Here is a 23,488-nt window from a genome sequence, read left to right as displayed (position 1 = left end):
GCCTACCGGAGGAAGCCGCCGCGGCGGAAGACGCGGAGGATGAGCTCGTCGAAGGACACGTCGACGTCGGCGCGGAAGTAACTCACCTGGCGCGTCGTGCAGAACCGCTGCACCTCGTCCAGGTATCCGTCGTACGCCTGCTGGTATTTTTCGAGCACCTTGGCCGTGACCGTGACCTCGCGCTCCGTACCCGTTTCGCAGTCGTAGACGCGCACGTCGCCCTTGATGTCGGGCCGCGCGTCGTGCCGATCCACGAGGTGGATCACGTAGGGCTCGAAGCGGTTGAAACGCAGCACGTTGATCCCGCGCTCGAAGCCCTCCGGATCGTAGAGATCGGTGAGCAGCACGGCGAGGCCGCGGCGCTTGTGCTGCGCGACGAACGTCTTCATCGCCGTGCCGAGGTCCGTCGGGCCCTCGGCCTTCACGCCGTTGAGGAAGCGGAAGATGCGGAAGATGCGCGCCTTGCCGCGCGTCGTCGGCATCCGCCCGCTGATCTCGTCCGTGGCCGCGACGATCGCGATCCGATCGAGGTTCGCGAGCCCGACGTACGCGAGCGCCGCGCAGAGGCGCTTCGCCTGCCGGAGCTTCTCGCCTTCGCCGAAGCCCATCGACGAGGACGTGTCGAGGATGAAGTAGATCGCGAGATCCTCTTCCTCCTCGTAGAGCCGGATCAGAAGCCGATCGAACTTCTGGTAGGCGTTCCAGTCGAGGTAGCGGATGTCGTCGCCGGGCGCGTAGTCGCGGTGATCGGCGAACTCGATGCCCGAGCCCGTCTTCTTCGTCCGGCGCTCGGCGCGCATCGCGCCCGAGAAGACGCGACGGCTCACCATCGCGAGGTACTCGAGCTTGCGCTGGAACTCGTCGTCGAAGAGGTCGTCTTCGCCGGCCGCGCCGCCGCGGCGCAAGGACGGCTTGTCGGGCCGGAGCCCCAGGAACTCGAGCACACCCATGGCGAGGACGGTCCCTACTCGGTGTCGGGGAGCTGCTTCATGATCGCGAGGAGGACGTCATCGGTCTTCACGCCCTCGGCCTCGCCCTCGAAGTTGAGGAGCACGCGGTGCCGGAGCGCCGGCAAGCACACGGCCTTCACGTCGTCGACCGACGCCGCGAACCGCCCCTCGAAGAGCGCGCGGATCTTCGCCGCGAGCAGGAGCGCCTGCGCGCCGCGCGGCGACGAGCCGAACTTGACGAAGCGCTTCACGAGGTCGAGCGACTTGCCCTCCGGGTGCGTCGACTGGAGCAGCCGCACCGCGTAGTCCTGGACGTGCCGCGCGACCGGCACCTCGCGCACGAGCTTCTGCATCGCGAGCAGCCGCTTCTTGTCGACCACCGGCTTCGCCTCGGGCGCGTCCATGCCCGTCGTGCGGTCGAGGATCGCGTGCAGCTCCTCGCGGCCGGGAAACGGCACGTGGAGCTTGAAGAAGAAACGATCGAGTTGCGCCTCGGGGAGCGGATACGTGCCCTCGCTCTCCAGCGGGTTCTGCGTGGCGAGGACGAAGAACGGCTCTTCGAGCGTGTAGCTCGTCTTCGAGACCGTGACGCGGTGCTCCTGCATCGCCTCGAGCAGCGCGCTCTGCGTCTTCGGCGTGGCGCGGTTGATCTCGTCGGCGAGGACGATGTTCGCGAAGATCGGGCCCTTGCGGAACGAGAGCGAACGCTGCCCGCCCGCGCCTTCGTCGATCATCGTCGTCCCGAGGATGTCGGCCGGCATCATGTCGGGCGTGAACTGGATGCGCGAGAACTGGAGCTCCAGCGCCTGCGCCATCGTCCGGACGAGCATCGTCTTGCCGAGGCCCGGCACGCCTTCGAGCAGCGCGTGGGAGCCGGCCAGCATGCACGTGAGCACGCCGTCGACGACCTCGCGGTTGCCGACGATGACCTTCCCCACCTCCTCGCGTAGCCCGCCGATGCTCTTCTGAAAATCGGCGACCTCGGCGCGCGCGAGATCCTTGTTTTTCTCGGCCATCTCTTCCCCTATCGTTCTACTTGGAAAAACCAATCGTGCCCGCGCGCGCCGCTCACTCCCTGGGTCGAATGAGCTGGAAATAGCGGTGCACGTAGAATCGGTACCCGTCGGGCACCTTTTCTTTGTTGATTTGCTCCTCGGCGACGGTCCTGTACTGCGTGAAGACCTTCTTGTAGCCGCCGCCCCGGAAGCCCTTCTCGGCCGCCGCGAGGATCACCTCGCTGTTCGACGGGCCGCCCCCGCTGTCGAGGCCCTGGGCCTGCACGTCCTGCGTCCCCATCTTGGGATCGGTGCGCTTGCCGGCGATATCGCCGTCGTGCCCCGAGCCGACGCCCTTGCCGCCCGGCTCCGTGCCCTGACCGCCCTGCCCCTGGCCCTCGCCCTGGCCTTGCCCCTGGCCCTCGCCCTGGCCTTGCCCCTGCCCGCCGCCTTGCGAGAGCACGAGCATCTTCTTGCCGCCGGGGCCGATCACCCACTGTTTGCCCTGACCACCGCTCTGCTGGCCGCCGTTCTGGCCGTTCTGGCCGTCCTGGCCCTCGCCGTCCTGGCCCTCTTGGCCGTCCTGGCCCTCTTGCCCCTGGCCTTGCTGGCCCTGGCCTTGCTGCGGCTGACCTTGCCCCTGCCCGCCCCGCGCGCGTTTGCCGAAGCGAAGCATGCGAGCCATGCGCTGCTTGCCCGATTGCCCCTGCTGCCGGAGCATCTCGCGCAGCTCTTCGAGCCGCTGCCGGAGCTCTTCCTTCTCCTTCTCGGACATCTCCTCCTGCTGCATGCGGTTGATGTCCTCGGCCGCCTGTTCGAGATCCTCGGCGGACGCGCCGAGCTCGCGCAGCAGATCCTCGGCCGCCTTCGCGAGCGCGCGATCGAGTTTGTCGAGCTGCCGCCCGAGCCGCTCCTGCTTCTCCGCGTCGCGATCGAGCCGCTCGAGCTCGCGCTCCTTCTTCTTGAGCAGGCGCTCCTCTTGCTCGTCCTGCGGACCGCCGTCCTGCTCGTTTTTCTTTTGCTTCTTCTTGAGCAGCTCCTCGCGGGCCTCGGCGCGCTTCTCGTTGATCGCGGCGAGCGCCTCCTTTTGCCGATCGGAGGCCTTCTTCAGCGCGTCCTTGAGCCGCTCGAGCGAGGCCTTGTCGGGCTTCTTCTTCCCGTCGCGCAGGCGCTCGGCGAGCTCCTTCAGGTCCTTCTTCGCCTTCTCGAGGTCCTTCTTCTTCAGCGACTCGCCGACGGGCTTCGAGAGCTCACTCGATTCGAGGTCCTTGCCCATCTGCTCGAGCGCCTCTTCGAGCGCCTTCCGATCGGCCTCGGCGCCCTTCAGAAGATCACGCTCGATGGCCTCCATCTTGCGGAAGGCCTCGGTGCGATCGAGCCGCTTGTTCGCGATGTCCTCGACGAGCTGGTTGAACCGCTCGATCGCGGCCTGCACCTCGGGCGTCTGATCCTTCTTCGCGAGCTCCTTCGCGGCCTCGCGGAAGAGCTCCAGATCGTCGTCCGAGAGCGCGACCGCGTCGATCGTGCGGAGCTGCGGCGGCGCCTCCTTGATCTGCGTGCGGATCTCGAAGAGCGCGAGCGCGACCGCGCCGATGCCCACGAAGAGCGCCGCGAGATAGTCGGAGGGCAAACGAATCGGCGCGGCTTTGCTGGGCTTCAGATCCCGCGCGTTCTCACACGCGTCGTCGATGGCCACCTCCATGAGCGGCGTGCGCTTGGAGGCATCGAGGGCGTCGAAGGCGAGCGCGTTCGTGAGCCGGTCATGGAACTTGTGGTGGCGATCGAGCGCGATCGTCCCGGCCCGCGGCGGGAGCTTGCGGAGCAGGCCCACGAGCGCCACGGCGACGACGGCCGCGGCGGCGCCGATCAAGATGTGGCGCGCGCGCTCTTCGGAGAGGTGGTCGGGGAACAACTTGCGGCACGCGAGGGTGCCGGCGACGACGGCGAACGCCAGCGTGAGCGCGTTCGGCAGATAACGTACGGCCCGCGCGATGCGCAGCCGGAGCGAGACGATCGCGGCGGCGCGGCGGATGCGAGAGAGCCCTTGGGTACGGTGATCGCTCACGGTAGAAGTCGCTCCGATCGCCCCGGGAGGACCGATCGCCGGGTGGTGAGGGGCGTCATTGTAGCTGTTGACGTTTCGAGCGCCCGTAAGTTCCTAACCTTGGGAACGCGCCGCGCATCGCGATCTTACGCGCCATGTGCCTGGATGATTCCCCCAGGGAGCAAGCACGTTCGGGGCTCCCCCCTACCCGCCTCCAGGAACCTCGCAGCCCGAAAGCAGCCACAAACGACGAAGGGCGCTTCGGACGAAGACCGTCCGCCGCGCCCTCCTCGTACCGACTCTCGCGTCGTCAGCTCGATCGACGCGCGGCCGCGCGGGGCTTTTTCGCCGTCGACTTCCGCCCCGCGGTCGACTTCGCCTTCGTGGGCGCCGCCTTCTTCGTCGCAGCCGCCTTGCCGCCCGCAGCCTTCTTCGTGGCCTTCTTCGCGGCCGTTTTCTTCGCCGGCGCCGCGGCCTTCGCGGCCGCCTTCTTCGTGGTCTTGGCGGCCTTCGCCGTGGCCTTTCCGGCCTTCTTCGCGGCAGCCTTCTTCGCCGGCTTCTTCGTCGCCTTCTTCGCGGCGCGCGCGGGCTTCGGCGCGGGCGCGGGCGCGGCTTCCTCGGCCGGCTCCTCGTCGAGGTCGGCGTCGTCGAGCGCGCGGCGCGGCGGCATGTCCTTGCCGTACTTCGCGAGCAGCTCGCGGATCTTCTCGTCGAGCTTGGCGAACTCGAACGGCTTGTCGAGCCAGCCGTCGGCGAAGAGCGGCGAGGTCATCGCGTTCATGCTCTCGCCGATGCCCGTGAGCATGAGGACGGGCGTGTTCGCGAGCGTTCCGCCCGCGGCGCCCGGTGCCTTGACGAGCTTCGCGACTTCCCAGCCGCTCATCTGCGGCATCATCACGTCGAGCATCACCAGATCCGGGCGATGCTGCTGCGTCAGGCGCCAGGCGGTCTCGCCGTCGGCGGCATCGTGAACCTGGAAGCCGAGGGTCTTCAAATGCCGCGCCACCAGGCTCAGCATGGCGGGCTCGTCCTCGGCGACGACGACGGTAAGAGGCTTCGTGCTGGTGCTGGCGGACGACATCGTTTCGGGATGAGAGTACGTCGAAGGGGAGAAGGTCAAGGCCTACATGCGCCGGGCACTTTCACCACAGCGCTTCGGAGGCCCGGCGTAGGCGTCCCGGCCCTCGAGCAACGAAAACGCCTGGACATTCCCGATACCATCGTAGAGTCCTGCCCCTACACGCTGACGCGCATCGGGGAGCGCCGGACGAACTTCGCCGCGACGTACCTCGTTCCCTCGGACGCAAACTCGGGCGAGCATGGAGGCGCACCATGACCACCCAGGACCTCGCCGCCGTGAGCGGCGCCACGGGATTCATCGGCTCGGCCGTCGTGCGCAAGCTCCTCGAAGCGGGCCGCAAGGTACGCGCGCTCGTCGAACCCGGCGCCAATCCGAAAAACCTCGCGGGTTTGCCCGCGGATCGTGTCGAGCAGGTCGAGGTCGACGTCTGCGACGCGGTAGGCATGCGCAAGGCGCTCGAAGGCGCGGGCGCGTTTTACCACCTCGCGGCGATCTACAAGGTGTGGATGCCCGATCCGACGCCGATCCACCGCGTCAACATCGAGGGCACGTTGACCTCGCTCCTCGCGGCCCGCGACGTGGGCGTGCGTCGCGTGATCTACACGTCCTCGATCGCAGCCGTCGGCTTGAAGGAGGACGGGACGCCCGCGGACGAGTCGACGCCGTGGAACCTCTGGAACATCGCGAACGACTACATCGCGTCGAAGTACCACGCCGAGCGGGTCGTCACGCGCCTCGCCGAGGCGGGTTTTCCCGTGGTGATCGTGAACCCCGCGTTCCCGTTCGGCCCGCGCGACATCGGGCCCACGCCGACGGGCGGGATCATCCTGTCGTTCCTCCAGGGAAAGATGCCCGGCGTGGGGAAAGGCGGGTTCTGCGCGGTGGACGTGGACGACGTCGCGACGGCGCACGTCGCGGCCGAGACGCGCGGGCGTTTCGGCGAGCGGTACATCCTGGGAAACCACAACGTCACGTTCGGCGCGTTCCTCGAGCTCGTGGCCGAGGTCGCGGGGAAGAAGCCGCCGCGGCTGCCGATCCCCTCGGGCCTCGCGCGGACCATGGCCGCCGGCCTCGAATTCTGGTCGGATCACGTGAGCCACGCGCCGCCGCTCGCCACGTACAAGAGCGTCCGGTACATGCAGGAGTACGCGTACTTCAGCGGCGAGAAAGCGCGGCGCGAGCTCGGCATGCCGTGCACGCCGCTCCGGACCTCGGTCGAGCGCGCGATCGAGTATTTCCGGACGAACGGGATGGTCTAGGCCGCACGGGCAAGCGTGATCTTGTCGGATTGTCCGGCCGCGTAGAAGGAGCGAAGCGCGCGGCGCATCCGGTCGAAGTGGCCGCGCCGCGCGAAGGTCTCTTCGAGCCTGCCGGCGAAGCGGGCGGCGAGATCGTTCGCGAGGCGGTAGCGATCGCCGCGCTCGGTGCCCGGCGGGTGGAGATACGCCACGGCCTCGAAGAGCCGCGCGCGCATGCGGGCCGCGCGGCCGGGATCGAAGCGGCGCGCGGCGAGCGGGCCGTGCACGAACAGAACGTACTTGTCGACCTCGGCCTGGAGCTCGAGCTCGAGCTGCGTGAGCGGCAGCTCACGCCGCGCGCGCTCGGCCAGGTAGAGGAAATGGCTCACGCCCTCGACCACCTGGCAGAGCAGATCGAACGGCAGGTTCTTCGCTTCGAGCGCCGCGCGCGGCAGGTGGAGCAAGAGCGAGATGCCGTCCTCGTCCTCGCGCACGAAGAGGACCTCGCGCCCTTCGTCTTCCGAAGCGTCGATCGGCCGGATGAAGTCCTCCACCGAGGGCGCTTCCGGGATGCCGTACGTGCCTTCGAGCGCTGCCTGAATGCGCGCGGGCAGCGAGGGCGCCATCAGTGGACGCCCTCCTTTCCACGCACGGGCACGAGCCCACGCGCGCCGAGCTCCTCCGCGAGGCGCGACGATCCCGTGCGCAGCCAGCGCTCGTAGAGCTTGAGCAGCCCGCGCTGGCCTTGCGCGCCCTTCGCGATGGCGCCGTCGGCGACCTCGTTCAGGACCTCCACGAATTGCTCGAATCGGTCGGCGAGCTCCGAAAGGACGTCGTGGGTCGCGCGCTGGCCCGGCGTGCGCAACATGGCCGAGGCGTTGTCGTACGCGGTCGCGCCGACGCGGATCACGTAGCCGCGGTCGATCCCACGCAGCTCGACGTGGCTGCCGAAGAAGCCGACGCCGTAGAGCACGCCGTCGCCGAGCGCGCGCAGGCGCCGGAAGCGTGTGGCCCCCGAGGCCTCGAGCGCGTCGTGGAGCTGGAAGGCGAGGGGTCGGGAAAAGGCCGACTCGTTTTCCTCGCTGGGGTGGGCATAGTCACAGAGAACACCGACGAGGTAATGAGACGCCGCCGCGGAGGCCTCCATCTTCCGCGAGCGCAGCGCATCGCCAACGGCGCTCATGAAGTAGTCGGAGATACTGGGAGAGATCGCAATGCTGGTTGTACGGCTCACGGGGCACCTCGTCCTGGACGGGGCGCCTCGGAACCGGAATCCAGCAGGCGCCACGCGCCCGGTTGAACAGCTCGTGCTCGAAAGACCGGAGACAGAGGGCTCGCGGACGGCTCGGGGCCGGACGCGGGCCTCATGAACGGAATCTACCGCAGCGGACGCACGACGCCCAGCGGACGGCAGACGGTTTTACGAGGGATTCCGAGGATTTGTGGCCACCCCAGGGGGCGGCTGCCAGCGATCGCGAAGGCCGCGATTTGCAGCCGCTTGACAGTCGAACGACCATGACTATCTTCGGCGCCGCTCGTTAGCACTCACCCCCCGTGAGTGCTAACAATCGAAAACCGCAAGCTCATCGGGCATGTGGCGGGGGCGCCCACAGATGAATGCGCGCGCCCCGCGCCTGCCCATTGCGAATGGGATTTGGTGGCTTTCGACCACCCCCGGAGGGTTTCACGATGGCGACGAAGATCAGGCCGCTGCAGGACCGCGTGATCGTCAAGCGACTCAAGGAAGAGGAGAGGACCAAGGGCGGGCTCTACATCCCGGACTCCGCCAAGGAGAAGCCCGTGGAGGGCACGGTCCTCGCCGTGGGCAACGGCAAGGTCCTCGAGGACGGCACCGTGCGCAAGCTCGACGTGAAGGAAGGCGATCGCGTCCTCTTCGGGAAGTACTCGGGGACCGAGGTGAAGCTCGACGGGGAGGAGCACCTCATCCTGCGCGAGGACGACATCCTGGGCGTGATCGAGGCGTGACGCGGGCCGTAACCCCCTGAATCTGGAGATATCGACATGGCTGCCAAAGAGATCATCTACAACGAGTCGGCCCGCAGCATGATCCTCGCGGGCGTCAACGCCCTCGCGGACGCCGTCAAGGTCACGCTCGGCCCGAAGGGTCGCAACGTCGTCATCGAGAAGAGCTTCGGCTCGCCCACCGTGACCAAGGACGGCGTCACGGTCGCGAAGGAGATCGAGCTCGAGAACCGCTTCGAGAACATGGGCGCGCAGATGGTGCGCGAGGTGGCCTCGAAGACGAGCGACATCGCCGGCGACGGCACCACGACGGCGACGGTGCTCGCCCAGGCGATCTACCGCGAGGGCTCCAAGCTCGTCGCGGCGGGCCACAACCCGATGGAGATCAAGCGCGGCATCGACAAGGCGGTCGAGTCCATCGTCGCGAACCTCAAGGGCTCGGCGAAGCTCACGCAGGACGCGAAGGAGATCGCCCAGGTCGGCACGATCAGCGCGAACGGCGACCAGACGATCGGCAAGCTCCTCGCGGACGCGATGGAGAAGGTCGGCAAGGAAGGCGTCATCACGGTCGAGGAGGCGAAGAGCGCCGACACGACGCTCGACGTGGTCGAGGGCATGCAGTTCGACCGCGGCTACCTCAGCCCGTACTTCGTGACGGACGCCGAGGCGATGAAGTGCGTCATGGAGGACGCCTACATCCTCATCTCGGAGAAGAAGATCTCCAACATGAAGGACCTCCTCCCGGTCCTCGAGGCGATCGCGAAGCAGCAGAAGAACCTGCTCATCATCGCCGAGGACGTCGAGGGCGAGGCGCTCGCGACGCTCGTCGTGAACAAGCTCCGCGGCACGCTGCACTGCGCGGCCGTGAAGGCGCCCGGCTTCGGTGATCGCCGCAAGGAGATGCTGAAGGACATCGCGGTCCTGACCGACGGCCAGGTGATCGCGGAGGAGCTCGGCCTCAAGCTCGAGAACGTCACGATCTCGGATCTCGGCCGCGCCAAGACCGTGATCATCGACAAGGACAACACGACGATCGTCGGCGGCCAGGGCAAGAAGGACAAGATCAAGGCGCGCCAGCAGGAGATCCGCGCCCAGATCGAGCACACGACGAGCGACTACGATCGCGAGAAGCTCCAGGAGCGCCTCGCGAAGCTCGTCGGCGGCGTGGCCGTGATCAAGGTCGGCGCCGCGACCGAGACCGAGATGAAGGAGAAGAAGGCCCGCGTCGAGGACGCGCTCCACGCGACCCGCGCGGCCGTGGAAGAGGGCATCGTCCCCGGCGGCGGCGTCGCGCTCATCCGCGCGCAGGCCTCGCTTGCCTCGCTCGAGGTGAACGACGAGCAGCGGTTCGGCGTGAACATCATCCGCCGCTCGATCGAGGAGCCGCTCCGCCAGATCTCGGCGAACGCCGGCGAAGAGGGCTCGATCGTGGTCCAGAAGGTTCGCGACGGTCAGGGCTCGTTCGGCTACAACGCCGCGACGGGCGAGTACGGCGACCTCCTCGCGATGGGCGTCATCGACCCGGTGAAGGTCGTGCGCTCGGCGCTCCAGAACGCCGCGAGCGTGGCGAGCCTCATGCTCACCACCGAGGCGCTCATCGCGGAGCGTCCGAAGGAGGAGAAGGCGGCGGCGGGTGGCGCGCACGCGGGCCACAGCCACGACTTCTGATCCGACGCGCGTCGTGACACCCACGACGCAATCGTGAAAGCACAGCGAAGGCCGGCGCCCTGAGGCGTCGGCCTTTTGCTTTCCATGGCGCACGAACGCGACGACACAGCGCGCCATCGAGGCCGGAGCCTTGCTACAGTGGAGGCATGTGGGATCGGCGGCACCTCTCCGGGTTGGCGAGCTCCGCCTTCCGGGCGCTCGGCCGGCTGGTCCATTACCTCGATCTGCACGAGGCGCCGCGGGCGGCGAGCGCCATGGCGTTCGACGCGTTCCTCAGCATCATCCCGCTGCTCGCCGTGGCCGGCTGGGCGCTGCATCGGCTGCGCGACGCGGCGGCGGAGCTGCTCGGCTCGCTACTCAGCGCGGCCCCGCCGTCCGTCTCGGCCGCGCTCGGTGAGGACTTCTTCCGCATCTCCGACGCGAAGGCCCTCGTGCTCGCGCCGCTCGGGCTCCTCGCCTTCCTCTGGGTCTCGTCGGGCGGCGCGGCGACGGCGATCGGCGTGTTCGAGACGATGTTCGTGTGCACGCCCCGTCCCTGGTGGAAGCGTCGCCTCGTGGGTCTCGGGCTCGTGCTCGGCGCGATCCCGGCGGTCGGGATCGCCACGTTCATGGGCATCGTGTTCACGCGTGTGACCGGCTCGCTCGGCGACGCGCTCGTGGCCGCGCTCGGGCCTGCGCTGATCCTGACCGCGCTGGTCGCAGGGTTCTACCGCTTCACGATCACGCGTCCGCCCGCGGTGCGGCGGCGCGTCTGGCCCGGCGCGATCGTGACCGTGTCGCTCTGGGCGATCGTCTCGACGTTGTTCTCGGTCTACGTGCGGAGTTTGGCGCGGTACGCGACGCTCTACGGCACGCTCGCGAACGTCGCGGTGCTCCTGTTCTGGCTCTGGCTGCTCTCGATATCGCTGCTCGTCGGCGGTGAGGTGAATGCGCAGCTCGAAGGCGTGCGCGATCCGCACGACGACGCGCCGGAGCGCTGGCTCTCGCCGAAGGCCGAGGGGCCGCGCTCGATTCAGCCGCCTCCGCCGCCGGCGTCGGTCTTGCGGCCGAAGAGGACGGCGTCGAGCGAGTAACGGCCGCCGCCCGTGATGGCGAGCGCGAGGCCGAGGATCGAGAGCAGGAACGGATACTCGAACGCCCCGCCCTTGGCCGAGCCGAAGTGCGCCGCGTCCGCCATGTGCATGGACGCCCAGGCGACGACCATGTTGAACGCGACGACCGCGGCGGCGGGGCGCGTGAGCAGGCCGAGCATCACGCAGATGCCGCCGAGGAATTCGGCGAGGGTCGCGCACCAGGCGAGGAGCGTCGGCGCGGGAAAGCCCATCGCCGCGAGGCCGCCGGCGAGCCCGGCGGGGCCGGCCGTGAGCTTCGAGAGCCCGTGCGCGGCGAGGAGCAGGCCCGTCGCGAGCCGGATGAGCAGGAGGCCCAGCGAGCCCGTGCGGCTCGGATCGGGATAGAGGAGGGATCGGAGCTTCATGTCCGTGGCGTAGCACGGCGTACGCCAAGCGAGGCAAGGGCCGGGCGAGCTACGCGGAGGGGCGCACGAATGCGACGCGAGGGATGACGTTGGGGAAAAACGATTGGCTCGAAAAACGTTTTTCTATTTGAGGATCGTCTCGCAGCCGACCTGGATGTCGACCTTCGCGTCGCTGGCGGCGCCGAGGGCCTCGCAGGCCTTGCCCAGGAGCTGGACCTTGCCGTCCTGGGTGTAGTCCCAGCAGCCGTCCTGCGGGCAGAGATCCAGCGGATCCGTGCGCTTTTTCAGGCTTTGCGGCATGCCGTCGAGCGTGAGGTTCACGTTGACCTGGTTCTTGTCGATCTGCTCGCCGGGCGGCGGGGGCGGCAGGTCGTAGATGCAGCCGAGCGCCTTGCCGCGGACGTCGGCGATCGCCTGGGCCAGCGCGTCAGCGTTGAACTGCGCGCCGTTCGAGAGATCGATATGGCAAGGTTTGGCAGGGGCGGCCCCCCCTTGCATGAAGGTGGCGTCCTTCGAGCAGGCCGGATCCACGGTGTCCGGCGAGCCGCTGACGGCGTAGGTCGAGAGCGCGAGGAGCATGTCGTAGGGCGGCGTGGCGAACCCGTCGACGGCGACGCCCGTGCTGTTCGAGCCGGGCACGCCCACGATGAACGTGAAAATGGGCTTGTTCGGGTCGGTGCGCGCGGCCGCGATGAGCGAATTGACGCTGTCCGGGTACTCCCAGTCGGGGCAGCTGTAATCGTCGGCGTACCCGGGTCGGACCGGGCTCGCGACGGAGGTGCACGAGAAGCCGCCGTCCGTGATCAAGACGAGCATGCGCCGGGCGATGTTCTCGGATTTCAGCGATTCGTAGCCGGCCCGGAGAGCGTCGTAAATCGGGGATCCGTCGTCGCCGTTGCTGAGCGGCGGATGGGCGACGAGCCAATCGTACATCTGGCGGCGCACGCCGGTCGGGGCGTTCGTCTTGTCTTTCCCGGCCGGCGCGACGGGCACCTGCGGCAGGACGGAGACGCCGCACGAGACGCCCGGAGCGAGGAGGGCATTGCACGTCGCCTGATCGAGCCCGACATAGGCGCAAACGCAGGGCGGCGGGTTGACGAAGCTCGACGGAAAGACCGTGAGGCCGAGGGACATCGTGTCGAAAACGTCCTTGTCGATTGCAGATTTGATCGCGAGCTGCGCCGTCCCCCACTTGGACGATTTGTTCATGCTGGCGCTCGCGTCGAGCACGGTGAGCATGGCCGCGGGCGCCTGCGTGGCCTCGGCCGTGAACTTCGCGCAAGCCGGGCCGCCGCCGCCCACGCCGCCGCCGAATCCACCGACGCCGCCGCCTCCGGGCCCGGCAGGGCCATTGCCCGATCCCCCCGACCCGCCTTCGCCGCCCTCGCCCCCGCTGCCGGGTCGACTGCTGCCGCTCGCCGCGCAGCCTCCCCCGAGCCCGATTCCAATCGAAACGAAAAGCCCCAGGCTCACGCCGAGCCACCGCAGAACGCGCCCCATCGTTTCCTCCTTAGTCGTAAGGAAAACGACCCGAGCGTATCAGAAGCCAGACCTCGAAATCGACCACGACGAGCGCGCCCCGCGCGCGCCAGGGCGGATCCGCGCGCGACGACCGGAACACAAGCCAAAGAGAACGCTCGGCAGCGGAACCCCCCCTTGCGCGAGAGGTAACTTGGCCCACCATTGCTTGCTCGATGGCGACGGCACGCAGCGCTCCGGATTCCTCGCCCCTCGGGACGCCTCCGGCCGAGCAATCGGCGCACGGGCCGTTCACGAGGACGCACATCGACCTCGCCGCAGCCCGCGCCGGCGGAATCGCCCGCGGCGGGGTGCGCGAGGGCGAGCTCTGCTTCCTGGGCTCGCTGCACGAGCTCGTCGCCATCGGGCTCTACCGGCCCGCGCTCTCGGCGCTCGTCTCGGGCACCGGGACGCCGGCCCGCCCGCCGATGGATCGGGCCTACCTGCTCAAGATCCTCGATGAGGAGGTGGGCCGGCAGTTCGGCCACCCGCTGCGGCCAGTCGTCGAGCTCGTGCTGAACGCGATCGACGCGACACCCGAGCACCCCGCGCGCGTGGACGTACGCGTGCGCGAGGGCGTGGTGATCGTGACCGACGACGGGATCGGCATGGATCTGCGGACGATCCTGTCACGGCTGCTCGTGCCGTTCGCCACCGACAAGCGGCCCGGCGTGGATCTCGGGCGCTTCGGCGTGGGCTTCTTCTCGGTCATCGGCCTGGGGCTGCCCGATCCGGCCAGCCTGTCGATCGAGGTGGAGACGGGCGACGGAGCGTCGGGCTGGTCGCTGTCGGTGCTCGCCGACGGGCCGGAGCCGTCGTCGCTCATCTGCGCGATCCGCAGGCTGACGCCGCGCGCCGGGACACGCGTGCAGGTGCGCTCGTCGCTCGTCGAGGCCGAGCCGCTCCGCGCGTACCTGCGCGACGCGCTGCACTTCTTCCCGAAGGAGCGCGCGATCGTGAACCTCGACGGCGTGCCGCTGAACGACGGCCGTTACCTCTCGGGAGGCTCGCACTTCACCGACTCGCTCTCGCCCGACGATCCGAGCCGCGTCGCGCGCTTCTACGTGGGCGGCCGCTCGCTCGTGACGGGGATCTGCGCCGCGACGTACCACGCCGGCGTGAAGGTCGAAGGCTGCCTCGCGATCCCGGAGCTCGCGCTGATCGACTTTCCCTCCGCGGTGGAGCTCACCGAGGGTCGCGACGCGCTCAAGCCTTGCAGAAACTTCCGCGCGACCGCGGCGACGTTCTACCGCAGGCTGGTCGATCTCGCCCGCGCCCCGGGGACGACCCGCAAGACAGCCGATCGCCTCGCGGAGGTCGCCGCGCAGATCAGCGCGCTGATGTTGCAATCCGCGGCGTGGAACGAGGTCGCGCCCGAGCTCGCGCGGTCCTTGCTCGGTCCCGATCGGTACCTCGTCGGGCCGGAGCGGCGCGAGCCTCTGATCGGCTTTCTCGGCAGCAACGTGGAGAGCCGGCTCTTCGTCCCCGAGAGCTTCTGGGCCGAGCGCGAGTGGCAAGGCTTCATCCCCGGCGAGCGGGAGCTGCTCGCGCGCGAGCTCGAGATCGATCACGCCGAGAGCCTCTCGAGCCTCGCGCGTCGCCGCCCGGATCTGCCCGGGATCGTGGAGCTCGCGCGTCGATCCGAGCGGCCCGAGGCCGTCCCCGTGGCGCTCGCGCGCGGCCGCAAGAACGCGCCGGGCCCGCTGCCTTGCCTCGGGACGCGTCATGCGCTGCTCGTGCGCGAGGACGCGCCCGCGGTCGCGCGGCGCGTGGGCTGGGCGGAGCAGTACGCGCTGCGCGTCGCGTTCGATCGCGCGACGGGCATGCGTGAACCGGATCTCGAGCGCGAGCTCATCGTCAGCGAGCCGATCGGGGTCACGGGAGCGGTGTAACGCGCGCCTCGGACGTTGGGGAAATCAGGGGGAAACCGATGACCGAAGTCTACGCTGGCCGTCTCTCGGACCTGCTCCTCGTACGCGTGCATGGTCGCTCCGCGGCCTACCTCGCGGCGAGCCGCACGGCCCGCCCGGGCATCGTGGAGGCTTGCCGCAGAGAGGCGACGGTCCCCGATCTCGCCGAGCGGATCCTCTCCCGCACGATCTACGCGCAGAGCGCATCGCGCATCGCGCCGCTCCGCGAGCTCGTGCAGAACGCGCTCGACGCCTCGCCGCGCGGCTCCGCGATCGACGTGCAGTCGGGCCTCGGCGGCACCGAGATCATCGTGACGGATCGCGGGCGCGGCATGACGGCCGACGAGGTCCTCGGCGATCTGCTCGTCCCGTTCCGCAGCGGCAAGGAGGGCGAGGAGCTCGCGATCGGCGAGCACGGCATCGGCTTCTTCAGCGCGCTCGAGATCGCGCCGCGGCTCGAGGTGAAGACACGCACGCGCACCGAGGGCCACCTCCTGCGCGTCGAGCCGCTCGGCAAGGGCCCGCCCTACGCTGATTTCGCGTGGTCGCTCCGACCGCTTCCGCACGTCGAGGGCTGGACGGGCACGTCGGTGCGGCTCCTGCTCGACGAACCGATCAGCCGCTCGGTCCTCGCCTCGGAGGTCGCCGCGGCCGCGTCGTTCGTCGATCCCGCCGTCGCTCGGATCTACGTCGACGGTGTGCTCATCAACGTCGCCCGCACGCGCATGCGCCGCGTCGCGCGCGCGCACGTCGGGGGCGCGCTCACCGGCCCGCTCGGCGAGCTCTCGATCTGGGTCGGCCGCGGCGACGGCGCGTTGCCGCACGTCACGATCACGCAACGCGGCTTGCTCGTCGCGGTGAGGCAGGATCTCTTCACCGCGCCCGAGCTCTCGCTCCATCGCGACCTCGCGCGGGCGATCGTGTCGGCAGGCTTCGGCATCGTCGTCGAGCTCCCGGCCGAGGTGCCGCTCAACAAGGGTCGATCGGCGGTGGCCGCGCACGCATCGGCGGCCGTCGAGTCTGCGCTCATCGCGGCGTTCGAGCGCTTCGTGCTGCACGACGCGCTCTACGATCGCGAGCTCCTCCGCGCCGTGGATCATCGCCTCTCGTCGGTCCTCGATCGCCTGCTCTGCGCCGCGCTCGCGGGCCAGCCCACGCAGCCTGCGACGGCGAGCGCGCCCGAGGAGCTCACGGAGGCGACACGATCCTCGAAGCCCTGGCCGCTCATCACGCCGCCGAGCTCCGTGCCACCGGAGTCCGAGCGACGACCGCAGAAGCGCCCCACGGTGGCCGCGCCCGAGGAGGTCGTGCGGTTCGCGGACGCGCTGCTCGACACGCCGGCCATCCGCGTGATCACCATCGACGACGAGCACGAGCAGCACCCGCGCGTCGTCACCTTGCGCCATCTTCTTGGCGCTTACCGTGCGGGCACGCTCCGACCGATGGGCGAGCCGTTGATGGCGGGTCGCACGTACGTCTCGCTCGACGATCCGCTTGCGGACGCGCTCTGGCGGCGGCTCGTCGCGACCTCCGCGGCGGCGGCGGCGGCGAGCTCGCAGGACCGTCGGGGCCGGCGCATCGGCGCGCTCGCGATGCAGCGCATCGATCGGGAGACCTTGCTCGTGACGGCGAAGGATGTTCCGGGCGTCGATGCGCTTGCGGCGGCGATGACGGTGCTCGAGGGGATCGACGCGGCGATCTCGATCGCGGCGGAGCTCACGCCCTCGCCGATCTCGGTGCACCAGGACCTCTACGGCCCGGACGAGATGGCGCACACGGACGGCAGCGGCATCAGCGTCAACCTCGCTTCGGCGCGGGTGCGTGCGCTGCTCGTGTCCGTGTTGCAGCAGGACGATCCGGCGGCGTTTGGGGCGCTCGTGGATCTGATGCTGCACGAGAAGACGCACGTCTCGCTCGCGAGTTACGTCCCGCACGCGAACGCCGAGCACGGGGCGAGCTTCTACCGGCGCAAGGATCTCCTGCGGCGACGGCTCCTCGAGTCGATGGCGCGGGGCATCGTGGGGGATCCGGCCTCGTGGCTTCCGGCGGCGCGGCGTGGACTTTCGTCGGTTGCCCTACCTGCGCCTGACGTCCTCGCTGCCACGTTCCAGTCCGTACCTTCGGTCGCCGCCTGACGGTTTTTCCCGTCCGCCCCCCTGGTCCTCGCCCTTAGAGGCTCAGTTTCACACAGTCCGGCACATGGATGCGCATGTGCCGGTGTTTCTACCAAGCGTTCCAATTCACAAAACCAGATCACAAGACCCATCCGAAGCGATCTGAAGCACGGTTCGTCCGATTTTCCGGGCGGGTCTGTCGGACGTGATCGTCGAGCAGGATGCTTTCTTGTGATCGCGTGCGATGCCGCGTATCCTCGCGGTGCCCGGAGCCCCTTGGCGGGGATTTCTTGGCTAGCATCGGGGTCCGTTTCAGTCTATCCTGCCTTGGTTCAAGGTATTCCGCGGAACCCGGGGCGGGTCCATGGACCGCACCCGGCCTCCGCGACCTCGTAGGCACACGCCTCGGGGTGCAACGTCAACGCTTGGATTTCCCGCCGATTTTTCACGCGATGGTCGAACCGACGGTACACTCTGCCTCTACCCCGCCGAGCTGGCACGCGGGTTCGCCCGCCGTCCTGCCTGTCGCGAGGGCGTGTGCAGGCGGTGGGTGGCGGGTGTCCCCGCGCCGACCGTGCAGGGTTGGGTCCGCATCATAGGGAGGTTGGTGTGAGTCCAGGTCAATCCAAGGACAATGAGGTGCTCTAATGGGTCTCATCCAAGAAGTCGCTCAGACCCACAGGCCGATTCTGGGAAACGACATTCCGCTGTTGGTCTTTCGCGTGTTCCGTCACTTCTCCGCGGGTTACGTGGAGGAAGTGCTGGGACGCGGGGCGGCGGTCGTTTTCCAGAACGGTGGTAGGGAGCTCGGCAAGGAAGCCGGCCAGATGCTGTACAAGCCGAACACGGACGATTACCTCAAGGAAGTCGTCCAGTTCGTGCGCGATTCACGTATTGGCATTCTCATCCCTCGCCAGCTTGACGACAAGCTTCTCGTGGTGGACCTGGACGAGTGCATCACGTGCGCAGGCATGGCGAGCATCTCGAAGCGTATTTGCCACTCCGAGGTCGGCTTCGTCGCAGGGATCACCGAGATCCTCATCAAGAAGAAGCCGAAGGCGTACGAGACGAAGTGCGGCGCCAACGGCGAAGGTACGTGCCAGGTGACGGTCGAATTGGGCTAGACGACGCCGCCACGTGGTGGTGGCGGCCTCGCCCACTTGCCGGTTTTCCGATGGGCCCTCGGAGTAGAACGGTGGCCCGAGGGACTCCGGAGAGCAGTGCGAGAGGGCAGAACATGTCCCGGACGCGGCGCCCGGGTTGATTGATGAGCTCGAGCACGAACTCGGGCTCGGCTTGCCCGCACAGGAGGAGACGTGGCAGCTGGAAGTCGAGTCGAAAAAATCCAGGAAATTCTTCGCAATCTTCGTTCGGTATCGCCCGACATCATCGGGTCGGCCATGGTGAGCACCGACGGCTTCATCATCGCCTCGCTGCTCCCGAACGAGATCGACGAAGAGTTGGTGTCCGGTATGGCCGCCGCGCTCCTCGGTGTCGGTGAGCGTATCGCCCACGAGCTCATGGGTGGCGCCATGGAGCAGACGTACGTGCGTGGCCGTCAGGGCTACGTCATCCTGAACGCGGTCGGCGCGGAATCGCTGCTCATCGTGCTCACGACGCCGGACGCGAAGCTCGGCCTCGTGTTCCTCGATATTCGCCGGCGCGTGACCGAGCTGTCCAAGATCGTATGACGGCGACCTGATTGTTATGGCTAACTCGACTGGAAACGCTCGGCTGGCCTTTGGTGGGCTGTTGCTCCTCGGTCTCACGGACCTCGGGCTGATTAACCTCAAGCTCGCGCCCGAATACGCCGAGGAGCAAGCGAAGCAGGCCCAGGTGACCGGGGCACGGCCGGGGGGAACGACCTCGGCGCAAGCCTCGGCGCAAAGGCCTACGGCCACGCCTGGCCCGAGCGTCGCCGTCGCGCCGCCTCCACGACCGACCCCCACGCCCGAGCCGCCGAACACGGCGCCCGAGCCCACGGCGACGACCTCCGCGCTGCCGGTGGTCTCGGTGGCCACAGCGACTCCGCCGGCCCCCACGGCGGAGCCCGAGCCCACGCCCCCGCCGACGAAGCCCACGCCCCCGGCGGTGGCTTCCGGCGACAAACCCGCGGCGGTCTCCGACATCCTCTTCGAGATCGATTCGAATCTCTTGACGTTGTCGGCCAAGAGCACGCTCGACGAGGTCCTCAAGCAGCTGAAGGCGAACCCGAGCCTGCGCATCCATCTCCGGGGGCATTCGGATCAACTCGGATCGCGCGAGCACAACCTGGAGCTCAGCCGCAAGCGCGCCGCTGCGGTGGAGAACTTCTTCCACGCGAACGGCATTCCGCACTCCAGGATCACGACCGAGGCCGTAGGCGGCATGAAGCCCGCAGATGCCTCGAACACCCCGACGGCCTGGAGCCTGAACCGGCGCGTCGAGATCGAGTGGCGGTAGCCGAGGACTTGAGGAAGGAATGGACCTGATCCAATCGATATGGCTTTCTTCCGCGGCTGGAGCCGGGCTGTTTTTCGGGGCTGGCCTGCTCGTGAGCAGGGCGTTCCCTTCGAAAAACGGCGCCGCCGCGGATACGAGCCTCGTCCAGGCCGAAAAAGAGGCACGCCAGCAAGCCGAAGGCCAGCTCGCGACCCTGCAGCAGCAGAACGCCGAGCTCTCGCGTTCGGCCTCCGAGGCCGCGGAACGAGCGCGCACAGAGGCCACGCAGAAGGCCCAAGGTGAAGCGCAGAAGCTCCGCGAGCAGGTGAACCAGCTCCAGGCGGAGGTCAACCGCGCGCGCGCCGCCGCGAGCGGTCCTTCGCCCGCGGAAGCCCAACTCCGGCAAGAGAACGCCGAGCTCCGGCAACGCGCGGCCGCAGCCGATCAAGCCGCGCAGGCCTTGCAAGCCGAGCGCGCCCGCGCCCACGACCTCGAGCAACGCCTGCAAGCCGCGATGGCCCAGGCGCAAGCGGGTCGCGGGGACGACGGCGCGCGGCAGGATCTCGAACGCCGCCTCGCCGAATCGAACGCGCAGGTGCAGGCCGCGCAGGCCCAGCTCCGCGAGGCGCAGACGCAGGCGAATCAGCTCCGCGCGTCGGCGCAGCGAGCCGAGCAGCTCGCGACGGAGAACGCGCAGCTCAAGACGCGCCAGGGCGGCTCGGACAAGCTCTCGGCGGAGCTCGCGACCGAAAAGGCCAAGGTGCAGCAGCTCCAGACGCAGGTCGCGGCGCTGCAGAAGACGGCCGAGGGCACGAGCAAGCTCGCGCAGGACATCCAGGCCGAAAAGGCCAAGGTGCGCGACCTCGAGCAGAAGCTCGCGGCAGCGCAGAAGTCGACGGGCGACGCGGGCAAGGTCGGTCAAGAGCTCGCGGCCGAGAAGACCAAGGTGCAGCAGCTCCAGGCGCAGATCGCCACGCTGCAGCAAGCCGCGAACGAGGCGGCGAAGCTCGGCATGGAGCTCGGCACGGCGCGCGCGAAGGTGCAGGACCTCGAGGCGAAGCTCAAGGCAGCCTCCGCCAGCGCGCCCGCGGCGGCGGCGGGCGGCGGCGCGAGCGCGGCCGAGGCCGAGAAGCTGCGCAAGGAAGCCGAATCGCTCAACAAGAAGAACAACGAGCTCTCGCTCCGCGTTCGCACGCTCGAGCAGAAGGCCGCAGAGCTCGACTACTACGCCAACGAGAACAGCGATCTCCGCAGGCGTGTCGAGGAGCTCGAGGCGATCGCGATCGAGGCGAAGAACATGCGGCGGCGCATCATCGACCTCGAGGCGCAGGCCTTCGCCATGACGGCGGCGCGCTCGATGGAGAAGGCTCCGCCGAGCCAGGCGCCGATCAGCACGGGTCCGATCAGCTTCCGCAACACGGACAAGCGCCTGGAGACGCTGCTCGAAGAAGGCATGAGCTCGCTGCTCCGCGAGGAAACGGGCGGGCGCGCGGTCGTGCTGGCGGATACGCGTGGTCTCGTGATCGCGGCGGCCGGCGAGGTGCGGTACCAGAACGAGCTCGCGGCCGCGGCTTCGGTCGTGTCCGAGGTGAGTGATCGGGTGAGGAACCTCCTGCCGATCGCCGAGCCTCACGTGATCCACATCCTCGACGTGAACAACGTGGTCATGCGGACGCGATGGCTGCGGTGGTCGGACGAGACGCTGGCGCTCAGCGTTCTCGGCTTCCGCGACGAGGCGCCGGATCCGGCCGAAGAGAAGGTCGTGAAGACGGTCACCAAGCTCTTTGGCTACGGTTGACGTTGAAGCCGCGGGGGTGGCGCGAGCGGCGTAGAATGGACGATCGCTGCGCCCACGCTGCGCCACCCCCCTCCAAACCATGAGGAAAAACCGCCCCAACGTGCCGTTTTCATCGGGGACCACCCTGCTCGACGAGATCGGGGTGGGTGTCGTGATCGTGGACGAGGGGGGCGAGGTCGTCGTGACGAACCGCGTCGCCGACGACCTGATCACGCGACGCGCGGGCGGCGCCCCGCTGATCAACAAGATCTTCGAGCACGTGGAAAACGAGCTCGGGCGCGACGGCCCGCAGCGCACGAAGGAGCTCACGGTCGAGGCCTTCGACGAAGCCGGCAACAAGACCGTCGTCGGCTTCCGTGTCATCCGATCGGCTCGACTCGGCACGATCATCTCCATGCACGACGTCACGGAGACCGAGCGCTTCCAGGCCGAACGCAGGCAACTCGAGCGGCTCTCCGAGGTCGGCAAGGCATGCGCGATGGTCGCGCACGAGATCGGCAACCCCCTCGCCGCGATCAAGGCGACGATCCAGTCGATCGAGCACGAGGCCGCCGAGGCCGGGCTCGGCGACTCGTTGCACGCGGTGAACCGCGAGATCGACCGGCTGAACAACATGCTCGGCCAGCTCCTCGGCTTCGTGCGCCACCGGCCGCCGCGGCGCAACAAGGCGGATCTGCCGAGCATCGTGAACCGCGCGCGCGGAGCGGCCGAGGGCCGGCTCAACAACATCCATTTCAGCACGCGGTACGGCCTTCTGCGTCCGCTCTGGATCGATCAGGACCAGCTCCAGCAGGTCCTCCTGAACCTCTTCATCAACGCGGCCGACGCGATGCCGGAGGGCGGCGAGCTGAAGGTCTACGCGGGCATCGAGGACGAGCGGATGGTCCTGCGTGTCGAGGACACGGGCAGCGGCATCCCCGAGGGGATCGTCGACAAGGTCTTCGACTCGTTCTTCACGACCAAGCCCACGGGTACGGGCCTCGGGCTCTCGATATGTTATCGAATCGTGACCGACCACGGTGGCTCGATCACGATCGGCGGACGGAGCGGAAACGTCTCGGGAACGTGCGTCACGATCACGTTGCCCATCATGACCGGCAGGTAGAACAGCCATGGCTCAACGACGCCACAGAGTGCTGATCGTCGACGACGAGGACGGGATCGTCCTCGCTCTCCATCGGTTCCTTTACCAGGACAACCATCGGTACGACGTCCTCTTGGCCAAGAACGCCGAGGTCGGGCGGCAGATCCTGCGCGAGACGCCCATCGACGTCCTGGTGACCGACGTCCACCTGCCGGGCATGAGCGGCATGGACCTCGTCGTCTGGGCCGCGGTGGAGACGCCGGACACGCGGGCGATCGTGATGACCGCGTTCGACGTCGCGACGATCCGCGACAAGGCGCACGCGGTCGGCTGTCTCAAGCTGATGCGCAAGCCCTTCGATCTGCACGAGCTCCGCGCGGCGCTCCTGCAGGCCATGGAGACGCGCGACAGCCTGCTCGGGAGCCTCTCCGAGCTCTCGGCGGTCGACGTCATCCAGATGCTCTGCCTCGGCCGCAAGACGACTGCGCTCCGCATCGCACGTGGCCAGGTCTCGGGCATCATCCTCATCCACAATGGCGACATCGTGCACGCCGTCTGGGACAACATCGTCGGCGAGGAGGCGGTGCACGAGATGATCGCGGTCGAGGACGGCGTCTTCAACATGGCGCCGTTCCCGCCGGACTTCGAGCGCACGATCAACGGCGACTACCAGCACATCCTGATGGAGGGCGTGCGCAAGCTCGACGAGAAGGCGCGCTTCGGCCCGTCCGACGACGATGCGCCGCGTCCCTCGGTGCGCCCCGGCCGCATCACGCAGCAGCAGGGCAGCAAGGACGACTGGGACTTCGGGCCGGACCCCGGCTTCCAGCAGAAGGCGCAGATCCCGACGAACGCGCGCATGCGCCTCGACGCGCTCAACGCGCCGCCGGTGCCGCGCGAGCTCTCGTCGTCGCAGGCGCTCCCGCCGCCGCCGCCGCCGCCTCCGCCTCCCCCGCCGCCTCCGCCGCCGCCCGAGGAGACGCCGGAGGAGATTGCCGCGCGCCTCAAGGAGCGCGAGGTCGCGTCGCTCATGGATCAGGGCTTCACCGCGCTGCGCAACGGCCAGCGCGAGGACGCGCGCAAGTTCTGGCAGCAGGCGCTGGAGCTCGACCCGGGCAACCGCCGCATCGAGCTCAACCTGAAGAAGCTCGACCAGGATCCGACGAAACGATTCTGACGGCTCGCTTCGGGCTCGACCCCTTGGGCC

General features: G+C 68.5%; 20 protein-coding genes. 12 read left to right on the top strand and 8 right to left on the bottom strand.

Annotation, left to right across the window (positions count from 1 at the left end):
* Window positions 1–2 precede the first annotated feature (2 nt).
* The 4 genes from QHF83_RS04300 to QHF83_RS04285 form a co-directional block, all read right to left on the bottom strand.
* Entirely contained in the window at window positions 3–950 is a 948-nt protein-coding gene (locus QHF83_RS04300; RefSeq protein ID WP_282416475.1) for a DUF58 domain-containing protein, read from the bottom strand.
* A 14-nt stretch (window positions 951–964) separates the two neighbouring features.
* Window positions 965–1,966 (bottom strand): MoxR family ATPase, encoded by a 1,002-nt coding sequence (locus QHF83_RS04295; protein ID WP_272419115.1) that lies wholly within the window; start codon window positions 1,964–1,966, stop codon window positions 965–967.
* A 52-nt stretch (window positions 1,967–2,018) separates the two neighbouring features.
* Entirely contained in the window at window positions 2,019–4,010 is a 1,992-nt protein-coding gene (locus QHF83_RS04290) for a hypothetical protein (protein WP_282416474.1), read from the bottom strand.
* Between the two features lie 289 nt (window positions 4,011–4,299).
* Window positions 4,300–5,070: a response regulator gene (locus QHF83_RS04285; RefSeq protein ID WP_282416473.1), complete on the bottom strand. Its 771-nt coding sequence runs from the start codon at window positions 5,068–5,070 to the stop codon at window positions 4,300–4,302.
* Between the two features lie 251 nt (window positions 5,071–5,321).
* Between QHF83_RS04285 and QHF83_RS04280 the strand changes: the two genes are divergently transcribed.
* Window positions 5,322–6,329: an NAD-dependent epimerase/dehydratase family protein gene (locus QHF83_RS04280; RefSeq protein ID WP_282416472.1), complete on the top strand. Its 1,008-nt coding sequence runs from the start codon at window positions 5,322–5,324 to the stop codon at window positions 6,327–6,329.
* Here QHF83_RS04280 and QHF83_RS04275 read toward each other — a convergent pair.
* The gene (locus QHF83_RS04275; protein WP_282416471.1) at window positions 6,326–6,934 is read right to left on the bottom strand and encodes a hypothetical protein; all 609 of its coding nucleotides are present in this window, start codon (window positions 6,932–6,934) and stop codon (window positions 6,326–6,328) included. The genes QHF83_RS04280 and QHF83_RS04275 overlap by 4 nt on opposite strands.
* On the bottom strand, window positions 6,934–7,542 hold the full coding sequence (locus QHF83_RS04270; protein ID WP_282416470.1) for a hypothetical protein: 609 nt from the start codon (window positions 7,540–7,542) through the stop codon (window positions 6,934–6,936). The genes QHF83_RS04275 and QHF83_RS04270 overlap by 1 nt, the downstream gene beginning before the upstream one ends.
* Before the next feature lie 455 nt (window positions 7,543–7,997).
* Here QHF83_RS04270 and groES point away from each other — a divergent pair, with 455 nt between their 5' ends.
* From groES to QHF83_RS04255, 3 genes are all read left to right on the top strand, one after another.
* The gene (gene groES, locus QHF83_RS04265; RefSeq protein WP_153818762.1) at window positions 7,998–8,294 is read left to right on the top strand and encodes a co-chaperone GroES; all 297 of its coding nucleotides are present in this window, start codon (window positions 7,998–8,000) and stop codon (window positions 8,292–8,294) included.
* A 36-nt stretch (window positions 8,295–8,330) separates the two neighbouring features.
* Complete coding sequence (groL, locus tag QHF83_RS04260) at window positions 8,331–9,959, top strand: chaperonin GroEL (RefSeq protein ID WP_282416469.1); 1,629 nt, start codon at window positions 8,331–8,333, stop codon at window positions 9,957–9,959.
* A 146-nt stretch (window positions 9,960–10,105) separates the two neighbouring features.
* Complete coding sequence (locus tag QHF83_RS04255) at window positions 10,106–11,032, top strand: YihY/virulence factor BrkB family protein (protein WP_282416468.1); 927 nt, start codon at window positions 10,106–10,108, stop codon at window positions 11,030–11,032.
* On the opposite strand, the gene QHF83_RS04250 is transcribed toward QHF83_RS04255, so the two are convergent.
* The gene (locus QHF83_RS04250; RefSeq protein WP_282416467.1) at window positions 10,972–11,436 is read right to left on the bottom strand and encodes a DoxX family protein; all 465 of its coding nucleotides are present in this window, start codon (window positions 11,434–11,436) and stop codon (window positions 10,972–10,974) included. The two genes, QHF83_RS04255 and QHF83_RS04250, sit on opposite strands and share 61 nt — an antisense overlap.
* 123 nt (window positions 11,437–11,559) lie before the next feature.
* Window positions 11,560–12,936, bottom strand: coding sequence for a hypothetical protein (locus QHF83_RS04245; RefSeq protein WP_282416466.1), 1,377 nt, complete (start codon window positions 12,934–12,936; stop codon window positions 11,560–11,562).
* A gap of 194 nt (window positions 12,937–13,130) precedes the next feature.
* On the opposite strand from QHF83_RS04245, the gene QHF83_RS04240 reads away from it, so the two are divergent.
* The 8 genes from QHF83_RS04240 to QHF83_RS04205 all read left to right on the top strand — a co-directional run bounded on the left by QHF83_RS04240 (window position 13,131) and on the right by QHF83_RS04205 (window position 23,458).
* Window positions 13,131–14,846: an ATP-binding protein gene (locus QHF83_RS04240; RefSeq protein WP_282416465.1), complete on the top strand. Its 1,716-nt coding sequence runs from the start codon at window positions 13,131–13,133 to the stop codon at window positions 14,844–14,846.
* 38 nt (window positions 14,847–14,884) lie between these two features.
* Entirely contained in the window at window positions 14,885–16,999 is a 2,115-nt protein-coding gene (locus QHF83_RS04235) for an ATP-binding protein (protein WP_282416464.1), read from the top strand.
* 701 nt (window positions 17,000–17,700) lie between these two features.
* The gene (locus tag QHF83_RS04230) at window positions 17,701–18,102 is read left to right on the top strand and encodes a V4R domain-containing protein (RefSeq protein WP_282416463.1); all 402 of its coding nucleotides are present in this window, start codon (window positions 17,701–17,703) and stop codon (window positions 18,100–18,102) included.
* 192 nt (window positions 18,103–18,294) lie between these two features.
* Entirely contained in the window at window positions 18,295–18,669 is a 375-nt protein-coding gene (locus QHF83_RS04225; protein ID WP_272419090.1) for a roadblock/LC7 domain-containing protein, read from the top strand.
* 61 nt (window positions 18,670–18,730) lie between these two features.
* Window positions 18,731–19,420, top strand: a complete 690-nt coding sequence (locus tag QHF83_RS04220; RefSeq protein ID WP_282416462.1) for an OmpA family protein — start codon at window positions 18,731–18,733, stop codon at window positions 19,418–19,420.
* A gap of 91 nt (window positions 19,421–19,511) precedes the next feature.
* The gene (locus QHF83_RS04215; RefSeq protein WP_282416461.1) at window positions 19,512–21,197 is read left to right on the top strand and encodes a hypothetical protein; all 1,686 of its coding nucleotides are present in this window, start codon (window positions 19,512–19,514) and stop codon (window positions 21,195–21,197) included.
* A 100-nt stretch (window positions 21,198–21,297) separates the two neighbouring features.
* Window positions 21,298–22,302, top strand: a complete 1,005-nt coding sequence (locus QHF83_RS04210) for an ATP-binding protein (RefSeq protein ID WP_282416460.1) — start codon at window positions 21,298–21,300, stop codon at window positions 22,300–22,302.
* A gap of 7 nt (window positions 22,303–22,309) precedes the next feature.
* A complete protein-coding gene (locus QHF83_RS04205; RefSeq protein WP_282416459.1) occupies window positions 22,310–23,458 on the top strand; it encodes a DUF4388 domain-containing protein in 1,149 nt (382 codons plus the stop codon).
* Window positions 23,459–23,488: the final 30 nt, after the last annotated feature.

This window comes from Polyangium sp. 15x6, assembly GCF_029960785.1.
Lineage (GTDB): Bacteria > Myxococcota_A > Polyangia > Polyangiales > Polyangiaceae > Polyangium.
Note: the sequence above shows the minus strand (reverse complement) of the source record. Positions and strands in the feature narration are given on the sequence as shown.